This is a genomic window from Tardiphaga sp. vice154, assembly GCF_007018645.1.
Taxonomy (GTDB): Bacteria; Pseudomonadota; Alphaproteobacteria; order Rhizobiales; family Xanthobacteraceae; genus Tardiphaga.
Genome location: NZ_CP041399.1, coordinates 2,119,490 through 2,131,669, shown reverse-complemented (window position 1 = coordinate 2,131,669; position 12,180 = coordinate 2,119,490). Strand labels below are relative to the sequence as shown.

The 12,180-nt window shown below is 65.9% G+C and carries 11 protein-coding genes; 4 read left to right on the top strand and 7 right to left on the bottom strand.

Translation table 11 applies throughout. From position 1 onward, the window contains the following. Window positions 1–141: 141 nt before the first annotated feature. Window positions 142–1,287 carry an ABC transporter substrate-binding protein gene (locus FIU28_RS09950; protein ID WP_143572783.1) on the bottom strand — a complete coding sequence of 382 codons (1,146 nt, stop codon included), beginning with the start codon at window positions 1,285–1,287 and terminating at the stop codon, window positions 142–144. A 328-nt stretch (window positions 1,288–1,615) separates the two neighbouring features. On the opposite strand from FIU28_RS09950, the gene FIU28_RS09945 reads away from it, so the two are divergent. The 4 genes from FIU28_RS09945 to FIU28_RS09930 all read left to right on the top strand — a co-directional run bounded on the left by FIU28_RS09945 (window position 1,616) and on the right by FIU28_RS09930 (window position 5,691). Continuing rightward, on the top strand, window positions 1,616–2,005 hold the full coding sequence (locus FIU28_RS09945; protein WP_143572782.1) for a 5-carboxymethyl-2-hydroxymuconate Delta-isomerase: 390 nt from the start codon (window positions 1,616–1,618) through the stop codon (window positions 2,003–2,005). Window positions 2,006–2,013: 8 nt separating this feature from the next. Next, entirely contained in the window at window positions 2,014–2,997 is a 984-nt protein-coding gene (hpaD, locus tag FIU28_RS09940) for a 3,4-dihydroxyphenylacetate 2,3-dioxygenase (RefSeq protein WP_143572781.1), read from the top strand. 7 nt (window positions 2,998–3,004) lie between these two features. Beyond that, a complete protein-coding gene (locus FIU28_RS09935) occupies window positions 3,005–3,871 on the top strand; it encodes a fumarylacetoacetate hydrolase family protein (protein ID WP_143572780.1) in 867 nt (288 codons plus the stop codon). A gap of 191 nt (window positions 3,872–4,062) precedes the next feature. Beyond that, entirely contained in the window at window positions 4,063–5,691 is a 1,629-nt protein-coding gene (locus FIU28_RS09930; RefSeq protein ID WP_143572779.1) for a thiamine pyrophosphate-dependent enzyme, read from the top strand. 121 nt (window positions 5,692–5,812) lie between these two features. Here the strand turns inward: FIU28_RS09930 and FIU28_RS09925 are convergent, their stop codons facing one another. From FIU28_RS09925 to FIU28_RS09900, 6 genes are all read right to left on the bottom strand, one after another. Next, window positions 5,813–7,039 (bottom strand): MFS transporter, encoded by a 1,227-nt coding sequence (locus FIU28_RS09925; protein WP_143572778.1) that lies wholly within the window; start codon window positions 7,037–7,039, stop codon window positions 5,813–5,815. Between the two features lie 271 nt (window positions 7,040–7,310). Then, window positions 7,311–7,958 (bottom strand): DNA oxidative demethylase AlkB, encoded by a 648-nt coding sequence (gene alkB, locus FIU28_RS09920; RefSeq protein ID WP_143572777.1) that lies wholly within the window; start codon window positions 7,956–7,958, stop codon window positions 7,311–7,313. 156 nt (window positions 7,959–8,114) lie between these two features. Then, window positions 8,115–8,804: a DUF2848 domain-containing protein gene (locus FIU28_RS09915; RefSeq protein ID WP_143572776.1), complete on the bottom strand. Its 690-nt coding sequence runs from the start codon at window positions 8,802–8,804 to the stop codon at window positions 8,115–8,117. Between the two features lie 270 nt (window positions 8,805–9,074). Beyond that, entirely contained in the window at window positions 9,075–10,421 is a 1,347-nt protein-coding gene (locus FIU28_RS09910; RefSeq protein ID WP_143572775.1) for an amidase, read from the bottom strand. A 39-nt stretch (window positions 10,422–10,460) separates the two neighbouring features. Next, window positions 10,461–10,793, bottom strand: a complete 333-nt coding sequence (locus FIU28_RS09905) for an AtuA-related protein (RefSeq protein ID WP_143572774.1) — start codon at window positions 10,791–10,793, stop codon at window positions 10,461–10,463. Then, complete coding sequence (locus FIU28_RS09900) at window positions 10,790–12,133, bottom strand: acyclic terpene utilization AtuA family protein (protein WP_143572773.1); 1,344 nt, start codon at window positions 12,131–12,133, stop codon at window positions 10,790–10,792. The genes FIU28_RS09905 and FIU28_RS09900 overlap by 4 nt, the downstream gene beginning before the upstream one ends. Window positions 12,134–12,180: the final 47 nt, after the last annotated feature.

The following is a 12,180-nucleotide window of genomic DNA, read 5'->3' as shown; positions in this document are numbered from 1 at the left end:
AGCCGTCTGGCGGGCGAACCCGGAACCTCGAAATGTTCATCGTCCCATGTCGAGGTCCCCCGCCACTCCAATTCACTCCAATTGGAGTGGCTGAGGTTCGCTCGAGCTTTCGCTCTCGCGCCCCGGGACGACAGTGTGAGGTTAGTCTGCAAACTCGATGTGCTTGTCGAAGACGATATTGCCCTTCTCGTTCCGGACGATGTTGTAGCCGTGCAACCCGTCGCCCTTGTCGTCGAAATTGTACTCGCCTTCGGCGCCGGGGAATTTCTTGATGGCGACGATCGCCTCGCGGATCTTCTGCGGATCGGTCGAGCCGGCCTTGTTGATCGCCGCAGCCAGCACCGTTACCGCGTCATACGGCCACGAGCTCTGGTTGTCGGGCGCCACCTTGTAGGCGTCGCGATAGGCCTTGCCGAACGCCTTCGACGCCTCGGAGGATTCCTCGGCGTAATCGGCGACGCCATAGGTCCCGTACAGCGCAGGTCCCGCCAGCTTCAGCGCGGTGACGTTGACGATCGAGGGCGAGCCGACCCACGGAATGGTGACGCCGAGCTGGCGCAGCTGGCGAGCAAAAATGCCGAGGTCGTTCTCGAAGGTGAAGTAGGAGCCGAGAATATCCGCGCCGGACTGCTTGATCGCCAGCACGACGGGCGTGAAATCCTGGCTCTGGTTGGCATAGCCCTGGTCGATCGCGATCGTCGCGTCGAGCTTGCCGAGAGCCTCTGTGAGTGCCTTGCCGCCGGCGGTGCCGAAGGCGTCGGTGGAATGCAGCACGGCCCACTTCTTCTTGCCGAGCGTCTTGACGCCGTAATCGGCGATCACGCGGCCGGAATAGGTGTCGTTGGGGCGAAAGCGGAACAGCCAGGGATTGCCGAGCTTGGTGAGATTCGGATCGGTGCCGCCGAACATCACCGGCTTGCCGAGCTTCATGACGTCGGGCGCCATCGCATGGACCTGCGTCGAGCGGATCGAGCCGAGGAAGCCGACGATGTCGGACTGCGCGGCGAGCTTGGAGAACGCCAGCACGATGCCGGGATTGGTGGTCTGGTCGTCCTCGACGATCAGTTCGAGCTGCTTGCCGAGCACGCCGCCGGCCTTGTTGATCGCCTCCACGGCGAGTTTGGCGCCGCCGGTGGCGTATTTGCCGGCTTCGGCGGCGGGGCCGGTGATCGGCGCGCACATCCCGATCTTGATGGTCGCACCTTGCGCGCGCACGCTGCCGATGAGGTAGGGTGCCGTCATACCTGCGGCGAGACCCGCCGTGAATCCACGTCTCGTGAGCTTCATCATATCCTCCCTCAGAGGCCGGTCGTGAGCGCCAGCCTTCTTGATGTGGCGAGTTGAGCGAAAAGTTTTTGCGCTGTCTACCGACTCCACTGATAGGCGCGGATCTCCAGGCAATCAAATTCTCTTTTGGCGGAGGCAAGGTCGTGGTGTGAGAACGCGGCGCGCGCCGCCCTAATTCCGCAGCACGAATTGCCCTGGCGTCACATGCCTAAAGCCGATGCAATCGCGCATGCTGCAGTGCGGCGCGAACGACTGTACTATACCCATCGCGTGATATTTGGTAGAAGCTCGCGCCAAGCCAATCACCAGTTTCGGTCAACGAGACGCCATGCCGCATTTTACCCTGCAATATTCCGCCAACCTCGACGACACGCTCGATATCGCGGCGGTCTGCGAAGTCGTGCGGCAGGCGGCGGTCGCGACTGGCATCTTCCCGCTCGGCGGCATCCGCGTCCGCGCCATCCGCTGCTCCAATTTTGCCATCGCCGACGGCCGGTCTGACTACGCCTTTCTCGACATGGTGCTGCGGATCGGCGAGGGCCGAGACCTCGCGACGCGACAACAAGCGGGCGCACATGTGTTCAAGGCGCTGTCGGATCATCTCGATCCGGCCTTCGCAAAACAGCCTTTGGCGCTGTCGTTCGACATCCAGATCAACGACAGCGCGATGAGCTGGAAGCGCAATACGATTCATGACGCGCTGAAAGCAAAAGCCTAGGAATCCCCATGCCCGTTCCACAGCATATCTTCGATCCGCCGTTCAACATCCTGCGCGCCAGCCATGTCGTGCTCGACGTCTGCGACCTCGACGCCAGCCGCGCGTTTTATGAGATCACCATCGGGCTGCACGTCGAGGACGCCGATGACGATACGGTGTACCTCCGCGGCTTCGAGGAGCATCAGCATCACTCGCTGGTGCTGCGCCAGGCGGCGACGCCGGCCTGCGCGCGGATCGGCTTTCGCGTCGGCAATGACGCCGATCTCGACAAGGCCGCTGCGTTCTTTGCCGCCAACGGCATGGTCTATGCCTTCGTCGAGCGCCCGCATCAGGGCCGCACGCTGCAGGCGACCGATCCGTTCGGCTACCGGATCGAACTGGTCGCGCAGATGGAGCGCCGCCCGCATCTGCTGCGGCGCTACGACCTCTACAAGGGCTGCCACCCGCAGCGGCTCGACCATTTCAACGTCTTCGCGGCCGAGCTGCAGGCCACCGTCGATTTCTACGCGCGGCTCGGCTTCCGGCTCACCGAATATGCCGAGGAAGACGGCGAGAACGGCCGCATCGCCGCGGCCTGGATGCACCGCAAGGGCAATGTGCATGATTTCGCGATCACCAACGGCATTGGCCCGCGGCTGCACCATTTCGCCTATTGGGTGCCGAACCCGATGAACATTCTGCACCTCTGCGACGTGATGGCGTCATCGGGCTATCTGAAAAACATGGAGCGCGGCCCCGGCCGCCACGGCATTTCAAACGCCTTCTTCCTCTATGTCCGAGACCCCGACGGCCACCGCCTCGAACTCTATTCCAGCGACTACCAGACGATGGATTTCGATCACGAGCCGTTGCGCTGGTCGCTGAAGGACCCGCGCCGCCAGACGCTGTGGGGGGCGCCCGCGCCGCGCTCGTGGTTCGAGCAGGGCTCGGTGTTCGCCGGCCAGGACGTGCGCCCGCCGCTGTTCACGGCGGATGTGACGATTGCGGATTGAACCTGACATGGCCCCTCGCCTCGCTACCTTCGCCGTCAACGGCGCGACAAAATACGGCGCCGTCACCGACAGCGGCATCGTCGATCTCTCGACGCGCTATGCCCAGGACTATCCGACGCTGCGCGAGGCGATCGAACATGGCGCGCTGCAGCGCCTCGCCGATGCCGCGGAAAACCAGCCAGCGGATTTTGCACTCGACGACGTCACCTTCCGGCCGCCGATCCCTCAGCCTGAAAAGATCATCTGCGTCGGCGTCAACTATCCCGACCGCAACGCCGAATACAAAGACGGCCAGGACGCGCCGAAATATCCCAGCCTGTTCCTGCGTACGGCGCGCTCCTTCGTCGGCCACAGGCAAAATTTGGTGCGGCCGCGCGCGTCACCGCAACTCGATTATGAGGGCGAGGTGGTGCTGGTGATCGGCAAACCCGGCCGCCACATCGCCGAGCGCGACGCGCTGGATCATATCGCCGCGCTGACCTTGTGCAACGAAGGCACCATCCGCGACTGGGTGCGGCACGCCAAATTCAACGTCACGCAGGGCAAGAATTTCGATTCCACCGGCAGCCTCGGGCCGTGGATCGTGCCCTATACGAACGAAGCGCAACTCGCCGACATCCGCCTGACCACGCATGTCAACGGCGAATTGCGCCAGGATGATCGCACGTCGCGGCTGATGTTCGACTTCCGCTATCTGCTGCACTACATCTCGACCTTCACCACGCTGGTGCCCGGCGACGTCATCGTCACAGGGACGCCGACCGGCGCCGGCGCCCGGTTCGATCCACCGCGTTACCTCGTGCCCGGCGATGTCATCGAGGTCGCCGCAGACGGCATCGGCACGCTGACGAACGGCGTGGTAGATGAAACCTGAGCTCGGTCCTTCACCTCTCTCCGTTGGGGAGAGGTCGATCGGCGAAGCCGGGCGGGTAAGGGCTCGGGATTATCGATGGCGCGCAGCCCCCTCACCCGGCCAGGCTTCGCTGCGCTTCGCCCGGCCGACCTCTCCCCAACGGGGAGAGGTGATCGAGCGTTGTTGAGAATTATATAAAGCAAGGATAGACCATGGGCATGAAGACCGGCGGCGAAGCCATTGTGGACGGGCTGCTCGCCCACGGCACGGATACCGTATTCGGCCTGCCGGGCGCGCAGATCTACGGGATGTTCGATGCCTTCGCGCAGGCAAAGCTGCGCGTCATCGGTGCGCGGCACGAACAGGCCTGCGGCTACATGGCGTTCGGCTATGCGCGCTCGACGGGTAAGCCCGGCGTGTTCGCCGTGGTGCCCGGCCCCGGTATCCTGAACGCGGGTGCGGCGATGCTCACTGCGTTCGGCTGCAACGAGCCGGTGCTGTGCCTGACCGGCCAGGTGCCATCAGCGTATCTGGGGAAAGGCCGTGGCCATCTGCACGAAATGCCGGACCAGCTCGCGACGTTGCGCAGCTTCGTGAAATGGGCCGACCGCATCGACACGCCCGCGGAAGCGCCGCTGAAAGTCTCGGCGGCATTCCACGAGATGATGTCGGGCCGGCGCGGGCCCGCCGCGCTGGAAATGCCGTGGGACGTCTTCACCCAACGCGCTGAGGTCGATGCGCCGATCCGGCTGGCGCCGGCGGAGCCGCCGGAGCCGGATCGCGAGGCGATCAAGCTTGCCGCCTCGCTGATTGCCGGCAGCAAGCGCCCGATGATCTTCGTCGGCCCCGGCGCGATCGAGGCGGCCGCCGAGATCCTCGAACTGGCCGAGCTGATCGACGCGCCCGTGGTCGCGTTCCGCTCCGGCCGCGGCATCGTCAGCAACGCGCATGAGCTCGGCCTGACCATGGCCGCGGCGTATAATCTGTGGCCGACCACCGACCTGATGATCGGCATCGGCACGCGGATGGAATTGCCGACCACGTTTCGCTGGCCGTTCCGCCCGAACGATCTGAAATCGGTCCGCATCGACATCGACCCCGTGGAGATGCAGCGCCTCACCGTGGACGCGCCGATCCTCGCCGACGCCCGCGCCGGCACGCGTGAGCTGCTGGCCGCGGTGCGCAAGGCCGGCTACGCGAAGTCCGCCGGCCGCCGCCAGGCGATCCGCGACGCCTCGGCGAAGGCGGCGCACGACATCCAGGTCGTGCAGCCGCAGATGTCCTATCTCACGATCCTGCGCGAGGTGCTCCCGGAGGATGCCATCGTCACCGACGAGCTGTCGCAGGTCGGCTTCGCCTCGTGGTTCGGCTTTCCGGTGTACCAGCCGCGCACCTTTATCACCTCCGGCTATCAGGGCACGCTGGGTTCCGGCTTCCCGACCGCGCTCGGCGCCAAGGTGGCGCATCCCGATCGCGCGGTGGTAGCGATCACCGGCGACGGCGGCTTCATGTTCGCGGTGCAGGAGCTCGCCACCGCCGTGCAGTACAAGATCGGCGTGGTGGTTCTGGTGTTCGACAACAATGCCTATGGCAATGTGCGACGCGACCAGTTGCAGGGTTTCGACGGCCGCATCGTCGGCTCCGATCTGGTCAATCCGGATTTCGTCAAACTTGCGGATTCCTTCGGCGTCGGTGCGACGCGCGTCAACTCACCCGAGGCGTTCCGCCCGGCGCTGGAAAAGGCGCTGGCGCATGGCGGGCCCTATCTGATCGCGATCGATGTGCCCCGCGATTCCGAGGTCAGCCCGTGGGCCTTCATCCATCCGCCGATGCCAAGCTAGGCTGTCATTCCGGGGCGCGAGCGCATCTTGCGCGAGCGAGCCCGGAACCTCGATTTGCTTTGAACATGTCGGGGTTCCGGGTTCGCGATCGCCTCGCGGCGTTCGCGCCCCGGAACGACAATTATAGGCGCTTCGACTGCAACCTCGACGCGGCCAATACCAGCAGCCCGGCGCCGGCGACCGACCAGCACGCCACCGGCGCCCAGTGCAGCAGCGGCGCGTAGTCCGGCAGCTTCTGCAGGCCACCGGCCACCGCCGCCATCCGCGCAAAGGTCGCCAGCGCCAGCGCGGAGAAGACCAGGCCGACCACCTTGCCCTCGGCGCCGGTCTCGCCGATGGCAAGGGCCGCGGCCACCGCCGACATCAGCATGCAGCCCCAGGCGGCGCCGGCGATAAATTGCGTGACGATCAGCACGTTGAGGCTGCCGGCGACTTCCGCACCGATCATGGCGGCGGCGCCGAGCAGGCCGGCCGCGCCCATCACCACCAGCCCGCCGCGCCGCTTCGTCACCACGCTGGCCGGAAACAGCGCGATGTTGAAGCCGATCCAGAACACCGGCAGCAGCCATTGCAGATCGCCGGGCCTAGCGAAGCGCAGGAAGAACGGCGCGCTGTTGATGCTGAAATGCAATTGGTAGCCGAGCGCCAGCAGCAGCATCGCGGCAATGAACAGCATCGGCACGCGGCGCAGCGCCTTGGCCGGCGGCAGCACGCGAGGCGCGGCGGCCTGCGCCGACACCAGCCCGCGCTCGACCCGCGTCAGCATCAGGGTCACCGCCAGCAGCACCGCGCTGGAGAGAATGAACGGCAGCCGCGCATCGCTGTCGCGCAGCACGACGCCGAGATAGGGCGACACCGCGCCGGCGATGCCGTAGCCGAGCATGGCGAGGGCGGCCAGAAACGGCCGCGACGGTTTTGCGGCATATTTGCCGAGCAGCGTCAGCGGCGGCGCGCGCAGCGTCGACGAGGTGATCGCCCACACCACGATCAGGCCGATCAGCGCGGCCTGCGCCGAGGGCCCCTGCCCCGCCACGAAGGGCAGTGCGACGAAGGCCGCGCAGGAGATCGCGGTGAGCAATCCCACGATCAGGCCGAGCCGGCCGACGACGCGCGAAATGCGATCGGCGAAAATGCCCATCGCGGTGTCGGTGACAGTGAAGATCAGCTGGTCGAGCATCAGGATGAAGATAACGGCGGACGGTACGATGCCCACGTCTGCCGCCAGCTTCGGCAGATAGATGACGTAGACCGTCCACAGCAGCGTGAAGACGAGCTGCAGCACCGCGAGATAGACGCCCGCGTGAGTGCGTGTCTGGATAGTTACATCGGCTTCGGCGAGGTCGGTCATGAGGCTGCTCCGGGGCGGAGCATAAAGTAGCAACGGCCAGGAAGGGAAGCCGTGCTTTCTTCTTCCTTCTCCCCCGCGCGAAGCAAAGCTTCGCTAGGTGGGAGAAGGTGGCCGCGCGCCAGCGCGGACGGATGAGGGGTAATGGCGCACTCGGCGACTGCCACACCCCCTCACCCGTCTCGAACCGCCCGTGCGAAGCGAAGCTTCGCTAGAGCGGTTCGATCCACCCTCTCCCACAAGGGGAGAGGGAAGTAAGAAGCCCTGCCGCCTGTTACTGCACTTTGCGAAATGTCAGGTTGATGCGCTGGGGGCCCATCACCGGATGGTCGCCGTCGGCGAGCGGCGCGATGCCGTGAAACGCCAGCCGCGCCGGGCCGCCCCACACCGCGATGTCGCCGTGCTCGAGGCGGAATTTCTGCGGTCTGTCGGCGCGCTGCAGGCCGCCAAACAGGAACGTCGCCGGCAGGCCGAGCGACACCGAGACGATCGGCGCTCCGAGATCGAGCTCGTCTCTGTCCTGGTGCAGCGACATTTTTGCGCCGGGTCTGTAGCGATTGATCAGGCAGGCCTGCGGCGCGAAGTTCTGAAAGCCGCCCTGCTCTGCCGCGCGCATCGCGAGATCGGCGAACGATGCCGGCATCGCCGGCCATGGCTTGCCGCTGTCCGGATCATGGGCGTCATAGCGATAGCCGCTTCGGTCGGTGACCCAGCCTTTGGCGCCGCAATTGGTCATCGCCACCGACATCGTGTGGCCGCCCGGCGTCACCATATGGCGGAACGGCGCCTGCTGCACGATCGCGCGCAGATCCGCGATCAGCGCGGCCTCGGTGTTGCGGAAGAAACCGTGCAGCAGCACGGCGCCGTCGGCGATGTCTTCGCGGGGGCGCGGGTTGGAGAGGGCAGCGAACAGATCGGACATGACAGCATTGTATTAGAAAACGACAATGCTGTCATTCCGGGGCGCGGGCGGCGTCAGCCGAGCGCGAGCCCGGAATCCCGAAATGTTCAAAACAGTTCGAGATTCCGGGTTCGCTCGCGCTGATGCGCTCGCGCCCCGGAACGACAGTGTTTTGCTTCAGCCCACCACCGGCAGCGTCACGATGTCGTAGCCCGAAGCGATCCTGCGCTTCAGCACGGGGTCCTCGATCTCGTAGTCGAACCGCGTCGCCGGCCGGATGCCGCCCTTGGCGGCAAAGGTGCCGCCGAACATCGCGGTGCCGTCGGGCAAGATCGTGCCGCCAAACCCCTTCTTGATCAGTTCGGCGACCGGCAGCATGCCACTCAGCGTGCCTTCCTGGTACAAGACGCGGGTGCCGTTGATTGTGGCGTAAGAGCGCAGGATGATCTGATCCCAGTGGTCTTCGAGTTCGGCGAGATCCCACACCGTGGCCGCGACCGGCTTGTCGCACATCTGCTTCGAGACGGTGATGTTATAGGTCTCGACCTTGCGGTCGGTATGGTCGGAGCCGACGCCGACATAGGTCTTCCCGCCGGCGGCGAAGAGGCAGAATTCGACTTCGCCGGAAGACTCCTCGCCGGTGCATTCGATCGCACCCGCGGTGGTGAAGCGGTTGGCCGAACAGCGATAATAGATCGGCGTCGAGGCCGGCGGCGCAATGCCGATGGCGGCGAGTTCGGCGATGTGGTGGTCGCGCGCGACCGGATCGCGACCAGTCCAGCCGGCGATCACGCCTTGCGAAATGGTGAGGCTCAACGGCGTCTGCGTGCCGCTTGCGTCCAGCGTGAACGCGATGGTCGTGGTCATGGAGATGGTCCTTTGCGTGCGAGATGAACGATCATCTCCGTTTGAATCAAATTGGCACCGCGGGATGCGGATCTCCACCCTCCCCTGGAGGGGGAGGGTCGGTGCCCAGCATGCGAAGCATGATGGGCACCGGGGTGGGGTGACAGCGTCAGCGGCTGACGCACGGCCGTTCCCCCATCGCACCGCCTTCACCCCACCCCGAGCGCGCCTGACGGCACGCTCGACCCTCCCCCTCCAGGGGAGGGTGAAGGAAGTGCCGTCGCGTAAGCATTACCCCTTGATGGCGTCTTCCATGCCGGCGGCGAGTTCGAAGATGCGGCGGTCGGTGCCGCCCAGGCCTGCCAGCATCAGGCCGACAGGGGCTTCGCCATCGCGGTGGATCGGCAGCGAGATGGCGCAGCCGTCGATCATGTTGATCAGCGTGCAATTGCGCAAGCTCATGATGTTGGCTTTCGCAAACACCTTGTCGTCCATCATGTCGTCGATGACGGGCGGCGTAATCGCGCAGGTCGGCAGCACCATGGCGTCATAGGGCGCCAGCCGCGTCGTGATGCGGGCGATCATCGAGCGCCGCGCCGGCAGCAGGTCGATGTAATCGGCGGCGGTGATGGCTTCGCCGCGCAGGATGCGGACCGAAACGCGGGGATCATAGACATCGCCCTTGGCAGCGATCAGATAGCGGTGCCAGGCATAGCTCTCCGCCGCGGTGAAGCCGCCCTTGACGCTCATCGGGCCGATGTCGAGGAATTCCGGCACCTCGATGCGCTCGATCGATGCGCCCTGCTCCTCCAGCTTCTTCAACGCCTTCGCAAAGGTCTCGGCGACGATCGGCTCCAGATCGTCCATCGCGATGGTGGTCGGCACCGCCAGCCGCATGCCCTTGATCGAACGCTTCGACAGCGGCCGGATCGGCTCGCCGGCCAGCACCGCATCCATCACGGCGCAGCAGGCGACGCTGCGCGCCAGCGGCCCGATGCTGTCGAGCGTGAACGACAGCGGCACCGCGCCGTCCAGCGGCACGCGGGCCTGCGTCGGCTTGAAGCCTACGATGCCGTTGAACGCCGCGGGAATCCGGCATGAGCCGCCGGTGTCGGTGCCGAGCGCGCCGTGCGCCATGCCGTCGACGACGGAGACCGCCGCGCCCGACGACGAACCGCCCGGGACGTGGCCGATCTCGCGCTGCCAGGCGCTCTTCGGCGTGCCGTAATGCGGATTGGTGCCGATGCCGGAATAGGCGAATTCGACCATGTTGGTGCGGCCGATCACCACGAAGCCGGCGGCGCGCAGCCGGGCCACCGCGGGCGCGTCGATCTCGGCCGGCGCCGAATCCTCCAGCGCGCGCGAGCCGGCGCGCGTCACTTGGCCCTTGATGTCGAACAGGTCCTTGATCGAGATCGGAATGCCAGCGAAGTCCGACGGCGCAGCACCTGCCTTGCGCAGACCGTCCATCGCGTCGGCCGCGGCGAGCGCCGCGTCGCGGTCGACATGGAGGAAGGTGCGCTCGCCTTCGCCCTTGGGATCGGCGATGGCGGTGAGGCAGGCCTCGACCAGTTGGCGGGAGGTGGTGCGGCCGGCGTCGAGGTCGGCGGCCAGGCTGGCGAGGGTCGGCTTCGTCATGTCGCAAAATCCTGTTTCAGGCCGGACCGACCCGGTCGGTCACGGCGCTGCATCGGTATCGCCGAAACCGCCCTCGATTTCCAGATCGAGCAGCGCGGAGCTCAGCGATTTGCCATGCGCATCAAGCGCCAGCGACCGCGTTACGCCGCCGCCAAGCGCCTGATCCATCACGAAATTCAGTGCCGCAAGGTTCGGCAGTTCGTAGCGAACCACCTCGCCTGCGACAATTCCACCGAACAGCGCTTTCACGCGTTCGGCCGTTACCTGCGAACATATCAGCGGATAAAACTTTGGATCAAAGGCAATTACGGAAATATTGGAGATGTTGCCCTTGTCGCCGGTGCGGGAGTGGGCGATGTCGCGCAGCTTCATGATGTCGCCTCCACGAACTGCACGCGCGACGTGGCCCGTTCGCGCGGCAGCAGCACCGAGGCCACCGCGACCACTTCGCGCGCCGATTTGGTGGCGCCGCCGCCGCCCGCCGGGCCGTTGGTATACAGCGTCTCGACCTCGTTGCCGATGCGAACCGCCTCGCGCAACGTTTCGGTGCGGCCGGTGACGCGGAGGCGGACCTCGTAGGGCTCGGCGCCGCCGGCCGACAGGCCGGGGCCATGCAGCGAATCGATGCCGATCAGGTCGAAGCGAGTCTCGCTGGTATCGACGCCGGTGAGCAGCAGGCGCTCGCGCACGATCTGCAGCGCCAGCCTTCCGCGCGCGACCGCATTCGGGCCGGCATAGGAAATCTGGCCCTCGCCGATAAAGCCGTCGAGATAGCCGACCGAGACTTTCAGCGTCTCCGGCCGCGCGGTGCCGCGGCCACCGCTGACGCGCACGCGGTCCGGACCGATCTCCTCGATCGCGACCTGCGAGAAATCCGCGATGACGTCAGGCTGGATATAGCGGCGGGGATCATGCACCTCGTAGAGCAATTGCTCCTTGCAGGTCGCCGCCGTCACCCGGCCACCGGAGCCTTCGACCTTGGTGATGACCAGCGAGCCATCCTCGCCGACCTCGCCGATCGGAAAGCCCAGCCGCGCCAGGCCGGGGACGTCCTTCACGCCAGGATCGGCGAAATAGCCGCCGGTGATCTGGCCGGCGCATTCCAGGAGATGGCCGGCGACGGTGCCCTGCCCGAGCAGATTCCAGTCGTCCATCGCCCAGTCGAAGGCGTGGATCATCGGCGCCAGAAACAGCGCCGGATCCGACGCGCGGCCGGTGATGACGACGTCGGCCCCCTCGCGCAGCGCCTGCGCCATCGGCGCCGCCCCGAGATAGGCATTGGCCGACAGCACGCGGTTGCCGAGTTGCTGCAGGGTGCCGTCGATTTCCATGAACGGCAGCTCGCTGTGCTGGCAGGCCTCGAACACGTCGTCGCCGATCACGGCTGCGACCTTCAGCGCCAGCCCGAGCGAGCGCGCGATCTGCGCGGTTTTCTGCGCGGCGGCGAGCGGGTTCGCCGCGCCCATATTGGTGACGAGCTTGATGCCCCTGGCCGCACAGATCGGCAGCACCGCGCGAAAACGGTCCTCCAGCAGCGGATCGTATCCGCCGTCGGGATCCTTCATCCGCGCCTGCTGCGCCAGTGCCACGGTACGCTCGCCCAGGCATTCGAACACCAGATAATCGATGTCGCCCTTGTCGGCGAGTTCGACCGCAGGCTCGATGCGATCGCCGGAATAGCCGGCGCCGGAGCCGATCCTTATGTGGCGCAAATCAGTCCCGCCATGTTCACTCCGTTGAATTTGCCGGCACGCTACCC